Consider the following 19,129-nt stretch of genomic DNA (forward strand, 5'->3'; position numbering starts at 1 on the left):
CGCCCCCTATTTTTCCATATGCGTAAAATCATCGCTGAAATACTTGCCGAAGGAACATACATGTTCATCGTGCGTACCGTATAAAATTTCCACCATTTCTTTAGTAAGAACCGGCTCAGAGTTATAATATAAAAATCTGTTTACACAGGCCACTCTGTTAATTTTTGTTGCAATAACATTGATATTATGGCTCACCAGAATGATTGTTTTTTCTCTGCTCAGCTCTTCAAGAAATGTGAAAAAACAAAATTTACCGTAAGGGTCAATATTTGAGGTCGGCTCGTCCAGTATAATCAAGTCCGGGTCAGACAAAAGTGCTCTGGCAACCAGAACCCGTTGGCGCTGACCACCTGAAAGATCATGAATTTGTTTGTCAGAATATTCGCTCATATCAACTTTATCAAGGGTTTCCAAAGCCCGGCTCTTATCCGTTTCAGTATATTTAAAATTAAGCAGTTTTTTCTTTGTAAGCCCCATTAAAACACTTTCCATAACAGAAAGAGGAAAGTTTTTATTTATGTATGAATATTGGGGAACATAACCTATATTTTTACTATGTCTACCCGGCTTCTCTCCAAATACTTTTATACTGCCTTTATCAGGTTTTATCAATCCGAGAATCAATTTTAACAGGGTTGTCTTTCCGCCTCCGTTGGGTCCCAATACAGCCAGAAAGTCACCTTTGGAAACTTTCAAACTGACATTTTCCAAAACAGGGTCTTTTTCGTAAGCAAAACTCACGTCATTAATTTCAATTATAGCCATAAATATTTTACCTGCAGTATTTATTAAAAACAGACAATATATTCTCAAACATAATAAACAGATTATTTGACAAAGGGTCTATTACCTCCGCCACAATACCTGTCTCGTCAACAATAACTTTTACATACTGTTGGGAAACCTGAGGCTGGGAAAAAATAAATTTTATATTTTCTTCTTTTATAGTTTCCATTAAAGAGCTCAAATAACGTGCCGAAGGCTCCTGACCATGCTTTTCCACCGCAATCTGTTTAAGGTGGAATTCCGAAGCAAAATATCCCAGCACCGGGTGTACAGTAAGAAATTTATCCGTTTCACATTTTTTCGTGGTTTTGTCGATTTTATTTATAATATTATCGAGTTTTGCGGCAAATGAGTTATAATTGCTTTTAAAAAAATTTTTATCTGCGGGCTTCATTTTGATTAACTCTGACAAAACCTCTTCCGCCATTTTTTTCACATTGGACGGTGACATCCAAACATGCGGATCATTAATGCCGGAAGTAACAGGCAGATGTTGTGTTATACTTTGGACTTTCATATTATTATTTAAAGATAAAAGCCTGTCCAGCCACACTTCTTCAAAATCACTGCCAATGGAAAAAAAACGGCTGCTTTCGGAAAAAGAAATCATCCGCCGCACAGACGGTTCGTAAAGATGAGGATTTGAATCCGAAGGCACCATGGCCAACACATCTATCTTATCACCGCCTATCTCCTGAACAATAAATGCTACAGGAGAAATACTTACTGCTATATTGTCGGATTTTGAAGCAAAAGTTAATGTTGACTGAAATAAAAATACAACAATAAGCAAAAAAGTTTTTTTGTTTCTCATAAACTATCTCCCAAGCAACCAACTGAGAGTATTAAGCTATTGCATATCTTATATTAATGTCAAGTAAAAGCATATTTGGCAACCTTCATTTTTTAAGAGATACTGCTATATCAAAATACTATAAGAAAGGAAATAGTAATTTTTTAAACTTGCATAACAATATAAAACAAAATCTTGTTTTGTATTATTTTCAAAAAGCCTCTTGAGTTTACAGCACTATGTTTAGTGTTGCAATTGTGCAATAACACGATATTAAATTGCATTATTGCGCATACACTTGATTTTTCTTATATACAAACAATATGCATAATATATTTTCAGATAAGTAAATACTTGCAACACATTTAATTGCAATATTGCAATACATATTTTTATGGGGAATTTTAATAAAGCGTTATATTTAAAGGAATAATAAGCAAAGCCTGCTTTTGGCACATCTTTTGCATGTACATAGGCACAAACTATAAAAGGAGGATGTTTAGATGAAACACACAAAACTTTTAGTATTAACCTTTGTATTAACATTGCTGTTTTCTTTTTCAGCATTTGCAGAGCCCATCGTGGTAAAGTTCAGCCATGTGGTGGCAAATGACACACCCAAAGGAAAAGCTGCTCAGTATCTGAAAAAAATTGTGGAAGAAAGAACTGACGGCAGGATGAAAGTTGAAATTTATCCTAATGCTTCACTTTACGGAGACAGGGAAGCTATTGAAGCACTGCAGATGAACGCCATTCAGCTTGCAGCTCCAAGTTTTTCCAAATTCACAGGTTTCGTTCCTGAACTGCAGATCTTTGATCTCCCGTTCCTTTTTAATGACAACGACCACCTTCATAAGGTACTTGACGGTGAGGTGGGACAGAAAATCTTAAAACTTGTAGGTCAAAAAGGTCTCGTGGGACTGGCTTATTGGGATAACGGTTTTAAACAGATATCCGCTAAACAAAGACCGTTAATAAAACCAAGCGACGCAGCAGGCCTGAAATTCAGAATTATGTCTTCAAAAGTTCTTGAAGAGCAGTTCAAGGTTATTGGTGCCAATCCACAGGTTTTACCTTTTTCTGAAGTGTACAGTGCGTTGCAGCAGGGTGTGGTCGACGGACAGGAAAATACACTCTCAAATATTTACACAAAGAAATTCCACGAAGTTCAGAATTATATGACTCTCAGTAATCATGGATATCTTGGATACCTTCTTGTTTCCAATAAAATATTTATGAACCAGCTCCCCGAGGATCTGAAGAAAATCTTTCTCGGTGCAGTGAAGGATGCCACAGAGTATGCAAGAAAGATTGCCAAAGAAGTTAACCAGGAATACCTGAAAAAAATCAGAGAATCAGGAAAGGTTGAAATTATTAAGTTAACTCCGGAACAGCGTCAGGTGTGGAAAGAAAAGATGATGGAAATCTATCCTGAATTCTATGATGTAATAGGAAAAGATCTTATTCAAAAAACTCTGGATGCAGGCAAATAAACTTTAAAGAAGAGGCCAAGGCCTCTTCTTTTTTTGTAAACCTGAGAGGTTGGTGAAATGTTTGATAAAATTGAAAAAACAAAGGATATTTTTGTAACTTCCGTAATGATGATAACTATGTCAATAGCCACACTTGTGGCTTTTACAAATGTTGTACTTCGTTACGTTTTCAACATGTCTTTAGTATGGGCCGGTGAACTCACATCATATCTTTTCATCTGGTCAGCACTTTTCGGCGCTGCCTACGGCTTTAAAATCGGAATGCATATTGGTGTAACTGCTTTGATTCAAGCAATAAGACCCAAAGTTGCCAAATACATCCTTACGGTGAGTTTGATTATAACGCTTTTATTTATGATTGTGATGGTTAAATGGGGTTATGATCTTGTTATGTTTAACAAAATGATCGGTCAGGTTTCTGTAGATCTTGGGATTCCTTTCTGGCTCATATATTTATGCGTCCCTATAGCCATGGCTATCGCAGTATATGAAATTCTGGTGAAAATTATTCAGATTTTAAGGACTCCCGGTGATGATTTTCATTATGAAACGATTATGAAGGGGCATTAATTATGGATATTATCTCTTTATTCGGACTTTTGGTTCTCTTTCTGCTGATGGGTATACCGATAGCCGTATCCCTTGGTCTGTCCACCACCATCACTATGATGTTATTCACCAATCAGCCGTCACTTATAATTGCTCAAAAAATGTTTACATCATTAGATAAATTCGCATTGATGGCTATTCCTCTCTTTATACTAGCCGGAAATTTTCTGTCTCAGGGCGGCGCTGCCAAACGAATTATAAATTTTGCGCGTTCAATTGTGGGACACCTGCCCGGCGGTCTGCCGATGTCGGCAATATTTGCCTGTATTATTTTTGCAGCTGTCAGCGGTTCTTCACCTGCAACAGTTGCTGCAATCGGATCCATCATGATGGGCGCTATAAAAGAAGACGGTTACAGCACAAGGTTTTCTGTGGGCTCTATTGTTTGCTCCGGTTCCCTGGGAATAATTATACCACCCTCCATCGTACTTATCGTCTACGGGGTTACGGTTGATCAGTCGATAGGTAAACTTTTTATGGCGGGACTCGTACCCGGTATATTTCTGGGTACTATGCTTATGCTTGTCACCTATTTCGCTGCCGTTAAAAACGGACACAAACGCACCAAGATGGCTCCTTTAAATGAAGTATGGAAATCTTTTAAAGAAGCGTCATGGGGTCTTTTTGTGATTGTTATTGTGATTGGTGGTATTTACGGTGGTATTTTTACACCTACTGAAGCAGCAGCCGTATCAGCTGTTTATGGTTTTTTTGTAGTCAAATTCATATACAGAGATTTAAAATGGAAGCAGATTCCTGAAGTAATTAAAGCATCAGCATCCACGGCAGCCATGGTGATGTTCATCATCGCAAATGCAATGGGATTTGCATATCTGCTCACCATTCAGCAGATACCCCAGGATTTGGCGCAGTGGATTATTGATATGAATTTCGGACCTGTTATGTTTCTTGTTTTTGTCAATATAATGTTGTTAATTGCAGGCAACTTTATGGAGCCTTCCAGTCTGATTATGATAATAGCACCGCTGATTTTCCCGGTAGCTATGCAGCTGGGAATCGATCCTATCCACCTCGGTGTTATAATTACTGTAAATATGGAAGTGGGGATGCTCACACCCCCGGTGGGGCTGAACCTGTTTGTGGCAAGCGGAATTTCGGGACTGAACATACAGGAAGTAATAAAAGCTTCATTGCCATGGTTTTTTGTCCTTATCATTGGACTTCTGATAATAACATACATTCCTCAGATTTCACTCTTTTTGCCCAATATCCTTTACGGCGGTTAACAATATAAGGCCTGGTTTTTACCGGGCCTTTTCTTTTTAAGTAAAACATTATTAATCAGTCCTTTTGGGATAAGTTCTATAGCAATTTACAATACTTCTTTTAATCATTTTTCTAAAATCTCTTTTAAATAATCCTCTGATTTCTGTTATAATTAAAATAGGAGGTAATTATGAATTATAATATTTTTGTCATAGGGCTGGATGACTTTCATCATTCTTTATTAAAAAATATTAATGACGGAAGGAGCTATGCATTTCATAACTTGCTCCCCTATGATATGATAATAAACCCTCCGAAGTACGATATGGATAAAATAATATCAATGGGGAAGAAAGAACTGAACGATTTCAAAGAAGATATACACGGAATAATAGGCCATTGGGATTTTCCCACGACCTCCCTTATTCCGGTGTTCAGGAAATACTGCGGCCTTGACGGACCTAGTCTTGAGAGTGTGCTGATCACAGAAAACAAATACTGGACAAGAATACGCTCCAAGAAGTGTATTCCGGGCTGCACACCTGTTTTTGAGGCAGTAAATCCTTTTGATACAAACTGCACAAAAAATATCAGCCTGCCATCCCCTTTTTGGCTTAAACCGGTTGTTTCATTTTCTTCACAGATGGCATTTTATATAAAAAATAATGAACAGCTGGAAGAGGCAATCGCACAAATACAACGGGGAATTGGACGTTTCGGGGAACCGTTTGAAAAGTTTCTGGAACTTGCGGATATGCCGGCAGATATACCCGTTGAGGTTAACGGCTATTATTGTATAGCTGAGGAGCCCATTGTGGGCAGACAGTGTACCGCAGAAGGTTACGTAAAGGATTTCAAGCCCAACGTTTACGCCATAGTTGATTCATACAGGGAAGGGAAATTTCATTCGTCTTTCTCCCGGTATCAATTGCCTTCAAATCTCCCCCAAGAAATTAAGAAAAGAATCAGAACGAAATGTATCAGTATTATCAACGAAATCGGACTCAATAATACAACTTTTAATATTGAAATATTCTGGGACGAAGAAAAGGATAAATTGTGTTTCCTTGAGATAAACAGTAGACTTTCAAAATCCCATTCCCCGATATTTGAAGATGTTGCCGGTGTGACACAGCACAAAGTCGCCATAGATATCGAGCTGGGTTATGAGCCGGAATTTTCCACCAGGAACGGTAAATATAATGTAGCGGCAAAATTTATGCTCCGCCGATACGAAGACGGTATTGTGAAGCGGATTCCCACTGATAAAGAGATAAGCGAGCTGGAAAACAAATTTCCCGGGACAAGAATCTTAATAGAAGTTCAGGAAGGGGATGTACTTTCAGAACTATTGGGTCAGGATTCATACAGCTACGAGCTGGCAGTAATTTTCATGGGAGGAAGCAACACCGAGGAATTACTGAACAACTACGAACGGTTGAAAAAAGAATTAAAATTTCGTATTGAGTAATACAAGGAGGGAAAATGAAATACAGAAGCAGATTTCCGGAACAGGTGGAAATTATTGAACACACTTGGATACCAATGCCGGACAGTGTAAGGCTTTCGGCCCGTATTTTTCTCCCAAAAAGTGCCCGTGAAAAACCTGTACCGGCAATTCTTGAATATATTCCTTACAGGCACAGAGATAATACACGTGTCAGAGACACACAGATGCACAAATACTTTGCCGGTTACGGTTACGCTTCAGTAAGGGTTGATATCAGAGGAAGCGGTAATTCTGAAGGTGTTTTACTGGATGAATATCTTCAAAGTGAGTTGGAAGACGGTATAGAGGTTATAAACTGGATTTCAAAACAACCATGGTGTGACGGCAATGTGGGAATGATAGGAATATCATGGGGAGGCTTCAACGGCTTGCAGATTGCTGCGCTTAGACCTCAGCCGCTTAAAGCCATCATAACTGTATGTTCAAGCGATGACAGATATTCAGACGATGTTCATCATATGGGAGGATGCCTTTTAGGAGATAACCTCTCATGGGCCAGCACCATGTTTGGGCTAAACTCTTTACCGCCGGATCCTGAATTAGTCGGGGATTCCTGGCGGGATATGTGGTTTGAACGCCTCAGAGGCAGCGGACTTTGGCTGGAAAAGTGGCTAAGACATCAGAAAAGGGATGATTACTGGGAGCACGGTTCTGTTTGTGAAAACTGGGATTCAATAAAAATACCTGTAATGGCTGTATCCGGCTGGGCGGACGGATATACTGACTCTGTTTTCAGAATACTTGAGAATCTGAAGACACCAAAGCTTGGATTGGTGGGTCCCTGGAGTCATAAGTATCCACATCAGGGTATCCCGGGCCCGGCAATAGGATTTTTACAGGAAGCCCTGCGCTGGTGGGACAAATGGCTGAAAAATGAAGAAACGGGAATTATGGAAGAACCTTTACTACGGGCATGGATTATGGAAAAAGTACCTGCCATTGCAACACCGAACGAAAGAAAAGGCAGATGGGTTGGTGAAAAAAGCTGGCCTTCTGATAATATTTCTTTGGAGAAATTTTCACTGATACCCGGACAGCTGATAAAAAAAGACTCCAACGGAAAATCCCATACATTGACCGTACAATCACCCTTAAGCGTCGGTTTTTTTGCCGGCAAATGGTGCTCATACGCAGCTGCTCCGGACCTGCCTCACGATCAGAGAGAAGAAGACGGCGGCGCACTTGTATTTGATACCCCTCCCTTAGACGAATCTGTGGAAATATTAGGTAAACCTGAGGTTGTGCTGAATGTCAGCGCATCAAACCCTCTTGCAATGGTGGCTGTCAGGATTTCCGATGTATCTCCCGACGGTAAAGCCACAAGAGTAACCTATGGTCTTTTAAATCTCTGTCACAGAAACAGTTCAAAAAATCCCGAACTATTAGAGGCCGGGAAAACTTATAAAGTGACTGTATGCTTAAATGATGTGGGTTACAACTTTGTCAAAGGCAATAAGATAAGGCTGTCCATTTCTTCTTCCTATTGGCCGCTGGCATGGCCGCCCCCCGCCTCCACAAGACTTACGGTAGAAACCGGAAACAGTTCACTCCTCTTGCCGGTGAGACATGGCAAGGGCACAGAAAATATATCGTTTAAGCCTCCGGAAGCTGCGGCACCGCCTCAAATAATCCCTTCCAAATACGGAGAACACAGCTGGAAAGTTATAAGAAACCTTGGTGATGACCATTCGATACTCCAGGTAATTAATGACAATGGGATACTGATTATCCCGGAAATTAATCTTGAGTACGGCAGATGCGGAAGAGAATATTACAGCTACACAGGAGACGACTTTGCAAGCCCGCGCGGAGAGGCTGTCTGGGAGTGGAAGTTTAAACGGGGCAAATGGGATGTAAAAACAGTTACAAGAACAGTTCTTACATCAGATGAGGAAAAATTTTGCATATATGCCCAGCTCGATGCTTATGAGGGGGATAAAAGGGTCTTTTCCAAAAACTGGGACACTTCAATAAAACGCGACTACATTTAGGAGCTAATTCTTCGAGGTGCTAAAGGATTTAGTGTTTTAAAAAAATGTATATAAATTCACCCATCTTTGGAATAGACATAAAACGACAATATATCAAAAAATTATCACTTGTAAATGAACGTGATATGTTTTAAATTGTTTGTTCAATTAAATTTTAAGGAGGCATTATAATGTCTGTCAAACAAGAGCTTCTTGATGTTTTAGCCTGCCCCAAGTGCAAAGGCGATATCAGATTATCCAAAGACTCTTCTTATATAGTTTGTGACGAATGTAAACTGCTTTATGAAATTCGTGAAGATATACCTATAATGCTCATTGATGAAGCGAAAAAGGTTGACAGCACAGAGGAATATTAAAATTTCATGAACGATTTAATCGATACGATAGACAGGCTGAAGAATGCAAAGCTGATTGTTATCGGTGATCTTATGCTTGACATTTTTATGTATGGAAATGTTGAGAGAATTTCGCCTGAAGCCCCTGTCCCCGTTGTCACAGTGGACAAGGAGCAGATAATGCCGGGCGGGGCGGCGAATGTTGCAGCAAATCTTTCTTCTCTGGGAATAAAACCAACTCTTCTCGGCGTTGCTTCAGATGATGACAGCGGGAGGCAGTTGAAAAAAATTCTAAAAGATCTCGACATAAACGGCAAATATTTTGAAGACGGCAGAAACACAATAGTTAAAACAAGAATCATTGCCAGTAATCAGCAGGTTGTCAGATTTGACAGGGAAAATAAAGACAAACTCAAAAAAAGTATTACACAGCTGATTATAGACGAAGTTGCAAAAATTATAGACGAATACGACGGCATAGTCCTTTCTGATTACGGGAAAGGTGTCATAACAAAATATCTCATAGAAAATCTCACTGCGTTATGCAAAAAGAAGGGTAAAATAATTACTGTAGATCCTAAATTGGAAAATTTCAGACTTTATAAGAATGTTACATGCATCACACCCAATAACAGAGAAGCCTCACAGGCAATGGGTATGGAAATCAATGATGAAGAATCCCTTATAAACTGCGGGCAAAAAATTTTAAAACTGCTCAATTGTGAAAACGTTATTATTACCAGAGGGCAGGAAGGGATGTCTTTGTTTTTCAGAGATAACACCGTAAAAAATATTCCGGCCGTTGCCAAAGAGGTTTTCGATGTAACAGGTGCAGGAGACACAGTCATATCTGTCTTATCGGCTGCACTGGCAATAGGTACCGACCTCAGAATAGCTGCGGTGCTGGCAAATACGGCTGCTGGTGTGGTTGTGGCGAAAATCGGTACTGCCACAGTTACTACTGACGAACTAAAAAACAACCTTCCTTACTCAGTTAAAATGATGGGGGTGGTATGATGGAAATTTTAGATTCCGTTCAAATGGCAAACGCCGACAAATATACTATTGAAAAGATAGGTATCCCCTCCACAGTTTTAATGGAAAACGCTGCATCAGGAATTGCGGAAGTCATTAAGAACCTTGATGTAAAAAAAGATAAAATAGCTGTCTTCGCAGGCTCCGGCAACAACGGGGGAGACGGTATTACTTTGACCAGAAAGTGTTATGACGCCGGTTACAAGATTGATTTATATTTAACATCACCCCCGGAAAAACTTAAAGGAGACCCCCTTTTAAACTACAATATACTGCAATATTATCCAGTTCGCATCTTTAATGCCTTTGAAGACAAACTGCTTGAAGATTATGATATTATTGTGGACTCCATCTTCGGCACAGGTTTGACCAGACCGGTTGAGGGGAAATATAAGTCGCTGATAAAAAAATTAAACGAACTTCCCGGATTTAAAATCGCCATTGACATGCCTTCCGGCCTGGCGGGTAATACAAATGCAATCATCGGTGAATGTTTCCGCGCAGATGTTACTGTTACAATGTGCAGAGCCAAAATCCCTCACAAAATTTATCCGGCTAAAAAATTCTGCGGTAAAGTTGAAATTGTGGACATATCGATACCGGACTTTGCTGTGGCAAGTGTAAAACCTTATATATATGAAATTACAAAAAATAATATTGAAAAACTCAACAAAAGAGAGTCCGACAGCCATAAAGGGAAATTCGGGCATGCAGTTATAATAGGAGGCTCAGCAGGAAAAACGGGAGCCGCTCTTATGGCCTCAAAATCATGTGCAAAAGCCGGTGCCGGGCTCACAACAACCGTTATTCCTTCTGCTCTGAATCTTGCAGCAGAACTTGGGAATCCTGAAGTCATGAGCTTTCCTGCCGGCAGTGGAGATTATTTCAGGGAGAATGATGCAAAAGATGTAACAGAGTTTATAAATGACAAAACTGTTGCCGCAATAGGTCCGGGGATGGGCAGAAACGATAAAACTATAGAATTTATAAAGCAGATAATCGCAGCTACAAACCTGCCGCTGGTGATTGATGCAGACGGCTTATACGGACTCGACCAAGATGATTTTGAAAAACTAAGGTTCAGAAGCATAATCACACCACATATCGGTGAATTCGCACGAATCGTTAACAAAACCAACGAAGAAGTGATAAATAACAAATTAGAGTTGGTACGCGAATTTTCCACTAATTACGGCATCGTTACCGTTCTAAAGAGTGCTGACACAATTATCGGTATGCCGGATGAAACAACTTTTGTGTTGAACACCGGTACTCCGGCTCTGGCAAAAGGTGGAAGCGGAGACTGTCTGACAGGATTGATAACTTCTTTTGTAAGCCAGAACTGCACTTTTAAAAACTCAGCTGTTTACGGTGTATGGATTCTGGGCAAAACTGCCGAGCATTTAACAAAAACTTACAATGAAAGAACAGTACTTGTATCAGACTTAATAGATAATCTCTGGATAGAAATAAATGAATTATACAGAAACAACTAATGATATAAACGAGTTATCAGAAATTGTAGAGAAATATAAAGATAAACTCCTTGATAATATTATTTTACTCAACGGAGAATTAGGAGCAGGCAAAACAACATTTGTCAAAAAATTTGCCGAAGCCGTTTGTTCAAACTATACTGTCTCAAGTCCTACATTCACAATCATGCAGAAATATCAAACAACAGCAAATCCAATCTATCATTTTGATTTATACAGAATAGAGTCTATCGATGAGCTTGAAATGACCGGATTTTTCGAATATATAGAGTATCCCGGTACCATTTTTATCGAATGGGCAGAAAAATTTGACATCGGAAGTTTTTTGGATAATTTTATCACGATTAACATAAAGCAGCTGGAAGATGGAAAAAGGGAGTATTTTATAGAAATTTTTTAAAGGTAGTTGAGGTAGTTAACCTGTCCGTCTACTAAGGAGGGCACTGTTAGCAGAGATAGTTGCAAGAACCTCGAGTGCTGAACGTTGAACATTGAACCAAAACAAGGAGTTATTTATGGAGCCTCTTTTTTGCCCTTATTGCGGGGAAAAAAATCTGGAAGAACTGGATCCCACTGAAATAATGGTGGATGACGACCTTTGGATAATTTATCACTATGAATGTCAGGATTGTGCTGAAGTCTTTGACAAAATTTTATTAAGGGATCAAGATTTGATGGGTGACATTCTGGAGGATTCGGATGAAAACGAAGACGGGTTCTGGAGTTGATTTGCTGGAGGATTTCCTGGATGAAGATCTGAGCACTTTTAATATTATCCGTGAAGGTCTCGAAGATCTTAATCTTTACCTGGCCGAAATAGAAAAAATATCCAACAGGCTTAATTCAGATAAGGCTGAAAAAAATGATTTGATACTCACATATAAACTCAGTATCATAGAAAACAAATTATCCAAGCTGAATACTGTTTTATCAGAGAGAATAAGCAACTGTATCAGAGACAAAAGTAAACTTTCATAAGGAGAGGGAATGAGTAATCATGAGTTACCCACAAGAATAAAACCAAACGAATATGAGAAGAAGATTTATGATGAATGGCTTGAAAAAAATATTTTTCATGCTGACGAAAATTCTTCAAAACCACCCTACTCTATAGTTATCCCCCCTCCAAACGTGACAGGCTCTTTACATATGGGGCACGCTCTCAACAATACCCTGCAGGATATTCTGATCAGATTTTACAAACTTAACGGCTACGAAACTCTTTGGATGCCGGGAACAGATCATGCTGGTATTGCAACTCAAAATGTTGTTGAAAAACAGTTAGCCGAAAAAAATATATCAAGGCACGAAATCGGCAGGGAAAAATTTATAGCAAAAGTCTGGCAGTGGAGAGAGGAATCCGGAGGTCAGATAATAAATCAGTTAAAGAGGCTGGGTGCATCCTGTGACTGGGAAAGGGAACGTTTTACAATGGACAAAGGTCTTTCCCGGGCAGTGAGAAAGGTTTTCGTAACCCTTTATAATGAAGGGCTTATCTACAGATCCAACTATATTATCAACTGGTGTCCACGCTGCCATACTGCGCTAAGCGATTTAGAAGTTGAACACGAAGAAAAAGAAGGTGCTCTTTATTACATCAATTATGATGTTAAAGAAACGGGGGAGAAACTTCTTATAGCAACCACCAGACCTGAAACCATGCTCGGTGATTCAGGTGTGGCAGTAAATCCTAATGATGAAAGATACAGCCACCTTATCGGTAAAACAGCAATATTGCCTATTGTAGGAAGGGAAATGCCCATTGTGGGAGATGAATATGTGGACATGGAGTTCGGAACCGGAGCTTTAAAAATAACGCCAGCCCATGATCCCAACGATTTTGATATAGGAAGAAAACACGGTTTAAAAGAAATAAACATGATGGATGACTCCGGATATATTAATGAAAACGGTTCTTTATATAAAGGAAAAGAGCGATTTGAAGCAAGGAAAGAGATTGTGTCAGAACTGGAAAAGCAGAACCGTCTGGTGAAAAAAGAAAAACATATTCACAGTATAGGTCACTGTTACCGGTGTAAAACCGTCGTTGAGCCGAGAATCTCAATGCAGTGGTTCGTTAAAGTACATCCTCTGGCTGAAAAAGCAATAGAGGTGGTCAAAAATAACGAAATAAAGATAACCCCTGAAAACTGGGAGAAAACCTACTACGAGTGGATGTATAATATAAGAGATTGGTGCATATCCAGACAAATATGGTGGGGGCACAGGATTCCTGCATTTTACTGTGAGAACTGCGGGCATATCAATGTTGCTATGGAAGATCCTTCACAATGTGAAAAGTGTTCTTCGAGAGAGCTTTCTCAGGAGACCGATGTCCTTGACACATGGTTTTCTTCTGCTCTCTGGCCGTTTTCAACAATGGGCTGGCCGGAAAAAACAAAAACACTTGAAAAGTTTTATCCCACAAGCTGCCTTGTAACCGGCTTTGATATACTTTTTTTCTGGGTTGCTCGCATGATTATGATGGGAACCAAATTTATGAATGATGTGCCTTTCAGAGAAGTATACATTCATGCACTGGTAAGAGATGAAGACGGTCAAAAGATGAGTAAATCAAAAGGTAATGTAATCGACCCTCTCACAGTTATAGACGAATACGGGGCTGATGCATTCAGATTTACACTTGCAGCTCTTGCTGCCCAGGGCAGAGATATAAAATTATCAAAAGAGCGGGTGGAAGGCTATAGAAATTTTGTGAACAAAATATGGAATGCCTCAAGATTTATTCTTATGAATATACCTTCAGATTATAATATTGGAGAGCCTGATTTTTCAAAACTCGAAGCAGAAGACAAATGGATTCTCCATCAGTTAAAAATAACCGCAGACAACGTCTCATCCAATATCAAAACATATGATTTCAATGAAGCCGCCGGTGAAATATATAAGTTTTTCTGGCACACATTTTGTGACTGGTACCTCGAATTAATAAAAGACAGAATATTCGACGAAGAGCAAAAAGAATCCGCTCTGAAAGCAGCATTTTTTATACTCAAAAACTCACTCATTATACTCCACCCCTTTATGCCTTTTGTTACAGAATATATCTACAAAATGATTGATGATAATGCCAATCTCCTTAACATGGATTTTCCGGCTCTGAATTTTTCATACGATACTGAAAACAGTGAAATAGAAACCGTTATCTCTATCATCAGTTCCATCAGAAATATAAGGGGTGAATACAACATACCGCCAAAATCGATGATAAAGGCATATATAAAAACCGATGATAAAAAAATAATAAATGTAGTAAAAAATAATGAAAAAAACATTAAAAAACTTTCCAGACTTGAACTGTTAGAGTTCACTGATAAAGAGATAGAAAAATCAGCAACAAATGTATCCTCAGGGTTTATTATTTATGTACCCATAGAAGGAATTGTAGATATAGCCGAGGAAATTGCAAGGTTGCAGAAAGACAGAAAATCAGCCCTTAAAGATTATGAATTGTACGGCAAAAAATTAAAAAATGAAAATTACCTGGAGAAAGCCCCCAGTGAGGTTATCAGAAAAGATACAGAAAAATTTGAAAAATCCAGGGAAATATTGTCAAAAATAGATGAATCCATCAAAAGGCTGGAAGAGCTATGCTGAAAAATTATCTTGTTGATAAACTTATTGAACTTGCACTCCTGGAAGATATTGGACACGGAGACATTACAACAGAATCGATATTTAAGGAGAATAATACAGGCAGATTCCATTTTCTCGCTAAAGAAGAGATGGTTTTATGCGGCACTGAAGTTGTAAAAAAGGTTTTTTCAAACATGAACAGCAATATAGAAACCACTTTTCACTTCAAAGACGGAGACAAAATTCAGCAAAATACATACTTTGGTGAAGTCACAGGAACTGTTTCATCAATTCTCACCGGTGAAAGAACAGCCCTCAACTTCCTTCAGCGTTTGTCCGGAATAGCTACTAATACCCGCAGATATACCGCCTGTCTGAAACATTCTGATATAAAGATACTTGATACAAGAAAAACAACCCCCGGGCACAGAGTATTAGAGAAATATGCGGTAAAGATTGGCGGAGGAGCTAATCACCGTTTTGGTCTGTTTGACGGAGTACTGATAAAGGATAATCATATTGATGCAGCCGGCAGTATCTCTGAAGCGGTAAAGAAAGCAAAAGAAAGTATCCCTTCCACTGTTAAAATAGAGGTGGAAATCAGAAATTTGACTGAATTACAGCAAGCTGTCAAAGCAGGTGCTGATATTGTGATGCTGGATAATTTTAAAAGGGAAGATATTATTGAAGCTTGCAAAATAGTTAATAAAAGAGCTAAAATAGAAATATCCGGCGGGATAACCCTGGAGGAGATAGACGGTCTTAAAAAGTATGATATTGATTATATTTCAGTGGGTGCACTTACACACAGCTCTGGCAATATCGATATAAGCCTTAAAATCGGAGAAACCAATGATTGAAGATATTTCCAAAGCCAAAAGATTTGCCAGAACGATAATAACCGATATCGTTTTATACAACAAATCGAAAGTGGAAGAAGGGATAAAAAGCGATAATATTTTTGAAATATTGGATGAAGATATACAAATGGGAAGAAAGCTTTTTGAAGAAAGGGTCAATACAGACGTTATCGATAAAAAAATATTTGACAAGACACTTATCGATATTTTGATTGCCAAATACGGCGGAAAAATCGATTCGGATATATGGTAAACAGGCATATATTAATATATAAAAATTGTTGAAAATAATAAGAAATTTATTAATATAGGATGTTATCAAAATGAATGCGATATTCGGGAACAATCTATTTTCCCGATAAGTATTATCAGATTTCGATTGAATTACTTAAGGAGTTCTAAATGGAAGATTTTTTCAGCATGGACGATCTTTACGATGAATATGATACTGTCATATTAGGCGGAGGGCCTGCCGGCCTGACTGCAGCAATTTACGCATCAAGAGACATGATGAAAACTCTCGTCCTTGAGAAAAACTTCCCGGGCGGTCAGGTCGCTTTAACTGAGCAGGTGGATAATTACCCCGGTTTCCCGGAAGGGATAATGGGCGGCGATTTGTCAATGAAAATGTATGAGCACGCAAAAGCTTTCAATGTCCAGGTAAAAAATGCAATACCCAAAGAATTCAACTTCGATGGTAAATATAAATATATTCATCTGGAAAACGAAGATATCACAATAAAAACAAAAACCATCATTATCGCCACCGGTGCAAAACCGAAACATCTTGAAGTGGAAGGCGAAAACAGATTTCTGGGCAGAGGTATATCATTTTGTGCCACATGCGACGGTGCTTTTTTCAAAGATAAAGATGTAGCTGTAATAGGCGGAGGGGACTCCGCTGTGGAAGAAGGCGTATATTTAACCAAATTTGCCAAAAAGGTATATATCGTACACAGAAGAGACAAGCTGAGAGCTGCTAAAATTCTTCAGGAGAGGGCTTTTCAAAATGATAAGGTTGAATTTATCTATAACTGTGTTGTGGACAAAGTAAATGGTGAAAATAAATTGGAATCACTCACTCTATACGATAGAGTTAAAAATGAAAAAAAGGATTTAAAGGTAGACGGGGTTTTTGTTTTTATAGGCTGGACTGCTGACACAGAGATTTTCAAAGGTATGATTGAAATGGATGAAGCAGGTTTTATAAAAGCAAACGAGAAAATGGAAACAAACGTGCCCGGGGTATATGTCGCCGGTGATGTGCGTCAAAAAGAATTGAGGCAGATCGTCACATCTGTATCCGACGGCGCCATTGCGGCAAAATCTGCAGAAAAATTTATAACCGCTAATTTTTTAATTGGAGGGAAACCATGAGAAACAAATCAGCACCTTTTTTCCGTTTAGCATCAACAGTATCTTTGATAACATTGATTCTGTTGGTTTTTTCCACAACTGTATTTGCAAAAACAGAAGTACTTCGTATCAGCATAGCAAAGGATATAGAAAATCTTGAGCCGGTAAATACCGGTAAAACCTTTGACAATAATGTGGGCAAACTTTACTGTTTCACTGAAATAAAAACGGATGAATACCCCACCAAAGTTGTTCACGTATGGCTGTACAACGAAAATATTATTGCCGAAGTTCCTCTGGAAGTAAACTCGACTACGTGGAGAACCTACAGCTCTAAAAAGATACTCCCCAAATGGGCGGGAAACTGGAAGGTGGAAGTTTACTCCAATGACGGAGAGCTTATAGATTCTGTGGAATTTAATATAAAGTAAACGTGAAAAACGTTTTTTTCATTCCAACACCTATAGGCAATCTTGGCGATATTACCCTTCGTGCTATAGAAATAATTAAAAATGTCGATTTTATTTATGCCGAGGATACAAGAAACACTTTGAAACTTCTCAACCATCTAAAAATTAAAAAAACCTTAAAATCTTATCATAAAGATAATGAGAAGCTGCTTACTAAACAAGTCCTGGAACATGTAAACGATGGCAATAAGATAGGAATTGTAAGTGATGCCGGTACTCCCTGTATTTCCGATCCGGGGCAATTTCTTGTAAAAAAACTGATTGAAAATAATATTTCTTTTGAAGTATTACCCGGAGCCAATGCCATACTCCCTGCCCTTGTTATGAGCGGCTTTGATACATCCTCTTTCTATTTCGCAGGTTTTATGCACCACAATGTCGGCAAACGAAAAAAAGAGATTTCAGAACTTACACGGGAGAAGACAACCATAATACTTTTTGAATCACCACACAGATTAAAAAGTACTTTATCAATTCTGTTGCAGTATTTTAAGCCTCCTATAGCAGTATGCAGAGAAATTACCAAAAAATTTGAGCAGATGATTTATATAAACTCTGAAAAGGATATTGAAAATCTCACTTTAAAAGGCGAGTTTGTAATAGTAATGGACAACAGAGTGTGCTCAGGAGAAATTGAAGAGGAACTGGACTATTCTGAAATTGAAAAACTAAAAAAAGAAGGGTTCAGTAAAAGGGATATTGTTAAAATAATGCAGATTTTCGGTTTTAAACGCAACAAAGTATACAAATTATTAAACAAATAAATTATAAATACCTAAAGATATCAAAAAAATGTTCGCAAACAGAAGGAAGGAGATTCCAAGAGCGGACTGATTTCTTAAGGTTTTTTCATTCAGTTCATCCAGTTTGTCAGCCACTTCACTCTTGCAGCTACTTTTTATAGTATCCACAATTTCTTTAAATCCGCTGATGGTGGAAGGAAGCATAGCAAACCCGTCATCAAAATAAATAAGTACGGAGTATCTGCCTTTCAATCTTATAACTCCTATATCCTGTATATCTTCCAGCAAAACCGTTTTATTGGTAAAAAGTGTTTTGATTGTTAATTTACCGGATTCAATTGTGACTTTTCTTAAAAAAGTGGTAATGAGATTAAATAAAATAAAAAAAGATAAAAAAACCAGTACAAATATCTTGCCTCCACCTAACTTTCCACCTGAATCAAGATAGACGGAAACGCCGAAAAATATACTGCTTAAAAACAGAAAACCCAGCATGTAAATAAGATTTTTTTTTGATTTATAAATTTTCAAAGATCGCCTCATTACATTATTTTATTTTTTTTAACCTGAAAGATAACTTTTGTAAACAACACATATTCCAATTGCCTCATGAAATTTACACATTTAAAAACCGTGATGCGTGGAGGGAAGGTAGTAAGGGTTTTAAGGGTATTACAGGTATTATGGGTATTTAATAATTTTTTCCTTGACATGGTCAAGTAAAAATGTACAATTTTTTAAGCAACTTTTTTCATTCTATTGTTTTCCTCAAATTGTCTTGGGCTAACGTACCCTAAATACGAATGTAATCTTTTGCTGTTATAAAAC

At 38.3% G+C, this 19,129-nt stretch carries 20 protein-coding genes; 17 read left to right on the forward strand and 3 right to left on the reverse strand.

What is annotated here, in order from left to right; all coding sequences use genetic code 11:
- Positions 1-6: 6 nt before the first annotated feature.
- Together UMU13_RS08095 and UMU13_RS08100 are read right to left on the reverse strand one after the other, a co-directional pair.
- A complete protein-coding gene (locus tag UMU13_RS08095; protein WP_328218326.1) occupies positions 7-765 on the reverse strand; it encodes a metal ABC transporter ATP-binding protein in 759 nt (252 codons plus the stop codon).
- Positions 766-772: 7 nt separating this feature from the next.
- Complete coding sequence (locus UMU13_RS08100; RefSeq protein WP_328218328.1) at positions 773-1,600, reverse strand: metal ABC transporter solute-binding protein, Zn/Mn family; 828 nt, start codon at positions 1,598-1,600, stop codon at positions 773-775.
- Positions 1,601-2,082: 482 nt separating this feature from the next.
- Here UMU13_RS08100 and UMU13_RS08105 point away from each other — a divergent pair, with 482 nt between their 5' ends.
- The 17 genes from UMU13_RS08105 (at position 2,083) to rsmI (ending at position 18,322) form a co-directional block, all read left to right on the forward strand.
- On the forward strand, positions 2,083-3,072 hold the full coding sequence (locus tag UMU13_RS08105; protein ID WP_328218329.1) for a TRAP transporter substrate-binding protein: 990 nt from the start codon (positions 2,083-2,085) through the stop codon (positions 3,070-3,072).
- 57 nt (positions 3,073-3,129) lie between these two features.
- On the forward strand, positions 3,130-3,642 hold the full coding sequence (locus UMU13_RS08110) for a TRAP transporter small permease (RefSeq protein ID WP_328218331.1): 513 nt from the start codon (positions 3,130-3,132) through the stop codon (positions 3,640-3,642).
- Positions 3,643-3,644: 2 nt separating this feature from the next.
- A complete protein-coding gene (locus UMU13_RS08115; protein WP_328218332.1) occupies positions 3,645-4,928 on the forward strand; it encodes a TRAP transporter large permease in 1,284 nt (427 codons plus the stop codon).
- Between the two features lie 170 nt (positions 4,929-5,098).
- Positions 5,099-6,379 (forward strand): ATP-grasp domain-containing protein, encoded by a 1,281-nt coding sequence (locus UMU13_RS08120; RefSeq protein WP_328218333.1) that lies wholly within the window; start codon positions 5,099-5,101, stop codon positions 6,377-6,379.
- A 14-nt stretch (positions 6,380-6,393) separates the two neighbouring features.
- On the forward strand, positions 6,394-8,409 hold the full coding sequence (locus UMU13_RS08125; RefSeq protein ID WP_328218335.1) for a CocE/NonD family hydrolase: 2,016 nt from the start codon (positions 6,394-6,396) through the stop codon (positions 8,407-8,409).
- Positions 8,410-8,579: 170 nt separating this feature from the next.
- Positions 8,580-8,765, forward strand: coding sequence for a Trm112 family protein (locus tag UMU13_RS08130; RefSeq protein WP_013886161.1), 186 nt, complete (start codon positions 8,580-8,582; stop codon positions 8,763-8,765).
- A gap of 6 nt (positions 8,766-8,771) precedes the next feature.
- A complete protein-coding gene (gene rfaE1, locus UMU13_RS08135; RefSeq protein WP_328218337.1) occupies positions 8,772-9,761 on the forward strand; it encodes a D-glycero-beta-D-manno-heptose-7-phosphate kinase in 990 nt (329 codons plus the stop codon).
- The gene (locus UMU13_RS08140) at positions 9,758-11,275 is read left to right on the forward strand and encodes an NAD(P)H-hydrate dehydratase (RefSeq protein WP_328218338.1); all 1,518 of its coding nucleotides are present in this window, start codon (positions 9,758-9,760) and stop codon (positions 11,273-11,275) included. Before rfaE1 ends, UMU13_RS08140 begins: the two co-directional genes overlap by 4 nt.
- Positions 11,253-11,675, forward strand: a complete 423-nt coding sequence (gene tsaE, locus UMU13_RS08145) for a tRNA (adenosine(37)-N6)-threonylcarbamoyltransferase complex ATPase subunit type 1 TsaE (protein ID WP_328218339.1) — start codon at positions 11,253-11,255, stop codon at positions 11,673-11,675. Before UMU13_RS08140 ends, tsaE begins: the two co-directional genes overlap by 23 nt.
- A 115-nt stretch (positions 11,676-11,790) precedes the next feature.
- The gene (locus tag UMU13_RS08150) at positions 11,791-12,003 is read left to right on the forward strand and encodes a hypothetical protein (RefSeq protein WP_328218340.1); all 213 of its coding nucleotides are present in this window, start codon (positions 11,791-11,793) and stop codon (positions 12,001-12,003) included.
- Entirely contained in the window at positions 11,975-12,253 is a 279-nt protein-coding gene (locus UMU13_RS08155; RefSeq protein WP_328218342.1) for a hypothetical protein, read from the forward strand. Before UMU13_RS08150 ends, UMU13_RS08155 begins: the two co-directional genes overlap by 29 nt.
- Before the next feature lie 9 nt (positions 12,254-12,262).
- Positions 12,263-14,893, forward strand: coding sequence for a valine--tRNA ligase (locus UMU13_RS08160; protein WP_328218343.1), 2,631 nt, complete (start codon positions 12,263-12,265; stop codon positions 14,891-14,893).
- Entirely contained in the window at positions 14,887-15,732 is an 846-nt protein-coding gene (gene nadC, locus UMU13_RS08165; RefSeq protein ID WP_328218344.1) for a carboxylating nicotinate-nucleotide diphosphorylase, read from the forward strand. Before UMU13_RS08160 ends, nadC begins: the two co-directional genes overlap by 7 nt.
- A complete protein-coding gene (locus UMU13_RS08170) occupies positions 15,725-15,985 on the forward strand; it encodes a hypothetical protein (RefSeq protein ID WP_328218345.1) in 261 nt (86 codons plus the stop codon). Before nadC ends, UMU13_RS08170 begins: the two co-directional genes overlap by 8 nt.
- A 149-nt stretch (positions 15,986-16,134) precedes the next feature.
- Positions 16,135-17,109, forward strand: a complete 975-nt coding sequence (gene trxB, locus UMU13_RS08175) for a thioredoxin-disulfide reductase (protein WP_328218346.1) — start codon at positions 16,135-16,137, stop codon at positions 17,107-17,109.
- Complete coding sequence (locus UMU13_RS08180) at positions 17,106-17,519, forward strand: DUF2914 domain-containing protein (RefSeq protein ID WP_328218347.1); 414 nt, start codon at positions 17,106-17,108, stop codon at positions 17,517-17,519. Before trxB ends, UMU13_RS08180 begins: the two co-directional genes overlap by 4 nt.
- 2 nt (positions 17,520-17,521) lie before the next feature.
- On the forward strand, positions 17,522-18,322 hold the full coding sequence (gene rsmI, locus UMU13_RS08185) for a 16S rRNA (cytidine(1402)-2'-O)-methyltransferase (RefSeq protein WP_328218348.1): 801 nt from the start codon (positions 17,522-17,524) through the stop codon (positions 18,320-18,322).
- On the opposite strand, the gene UMU13_RS08190 is transcribed toward rsmI, so the two are convergent.
- Entirely contained in the window at positions 18,311-18,832 is a 522-nt protein-coding gene (locus UMU13_RS08190; RefSeq protein WP_328218349.1) for a hypothetical protein, read from the reverse strand. The genes rsmI and UMU13_RS08190 overlap by 12 nt on opposite strands.
- Positions 18,833-19,129: the final 297 nt, after the last annotated feature.

Source organism: Flexistipes sp. (assembly GCF_036172515.1).
In the GTDB taxonomy this organism is placed as follows: Bacteria; Chrysiogenota; Deferribacteres; order Deferribacterales; family Flexistipitaceae; genus Flexistipes.

What these genes read in the sequence shown, in the direction of transcription:
- UMU13_RS08095 (WP_328218326.1), bottom strand. Translation starts at nt 765, where the DNA reads ATGGCTATAATTGAAATTAATGACGTGAGTTTTGCTTACGAAAAAGAC.
- UMU13_RS08100 (WP_328218328.1), bottom strand. Translation starts at nt 1,600, where the DNA reads ATGAGAAACAAAAAAACTTTTTTGCTTATTGTTGTATTTTTATTTCAG.
- UMU13_RS08105 (WP_328218329.1), top strand. Translation starts at nt 2,083, where the DNA reads ATGAAACACACAAAACTTTTAGTATTAACCTTTGTATTAACATTGCTG.
- UMU13_RS08110 (WP_328218331.1), top strand. Translation starts at nt 3,130, where the DNA reads ATGTTTGATAAAATTGAAAAAACAAAGGATATTTTTGTAACTTCCGTA.
- UMU13_RS08115 (WP_328218332.1), top strand. Translation starts at nt 3,645, where the DNA reads ATGGATATTATCTCTTTATTCGGACTTTTGGTTCTCTTTCTGCTGATG.
- UMU13_RS08120 (WP_328218333.1), top strand. Translation starts at nt 5,099, where the DNA reads ATGAATTATAATATTTTTGTCATAGGGCTGGATGACTTTCATCATTCT.
- UMU13_RS08125 (WP_328218335.1), top strand. Translation starts at nt 6,394, where the DNA reads ATGAAATACAGAAGCAGATTTCCGGAACAGGTGGAAATTATTGAACAC.
- UMU13_RS08130 (WP_013886161.1), top strand. Translation starts at nt 8,580, where the DNA reads ATGTCTGTCAAACAAGAGCTTCTTGATGTTTTAGCCTGCCCCAAGTGC.
- rfaE1 (WP_328218337.1), top strand. Translation starts at nt 8,772, where the DNA reads ATGAACGATTTAATCGATACGATAGACAGGCTGAAGAATGCAAAGCTG.
- UMU13_RS08140 (WP_328218338.1), top strand. Translation starts at nt 9,758, where the DNA reads ATGATGGAAATTTTAGATTCCGTTCAAATGGCAAACGCCGACAAATAT.
- tsaE (WP_328218339.1), top strand. Translation starts at nt 11,253, where the DNA reads ATGAATTATACAGAAACAACTAATGATATAAACGAGTTATCAGAAATT.
- UMU13_RS08150 (WP_328218340.1), top strand. Translation starts at nt 11,791, where the DNA reads ATGGAGCCTCTTTTTTGCCCTTATTGCGGGGAAAAAAATCTGGAAGAA.
- UMU13_RS08155 (WP_328218342.1), top strand. Translation starts at nt 11,975, where the DNA reads ATGAAAACGAAGACGGGTTCTGGAGTTGATTTGCTGGAGGATTTCCTG.
- UMU13_RS08160 (WP_328218343.1), top strand. Translation starts at nt 12,263, where the DNA reads ATGAGTAATCATGAGTTACCCACAAGAATAAAACCAAACGAATATGAG.
- nadC (WP_328218344.1), top strand. Translation starts at nt 14,887, where the DNA reads ATGCTGAAAAATTATCTTGTTGATAAACTTATTGAACTTGCACTCCTG.
- UMU13_RS08170 (WP_328218345.1), top strand. Translation starts at nt 15,725, where the DNA reads ATGATTGAAGATATTTCCAAAGCCAAAAGATTTGCCAGAACGATAATA.
- trxB (WP_328218346.1), top strand. Translation starts at nt 16,135, where the DNA reads ATGGAAGATTTTTTCAGCATGGACGATCTTTACGATGAATATGATACT.
- UMU13_RS08180 (WP_328218347.1), top strand. Translation starts at nt 17,106, where the DNA reads ATGAGAAACAAATCAGCACCTTTTTTCCGTTTAGCATCAACAGTATCT.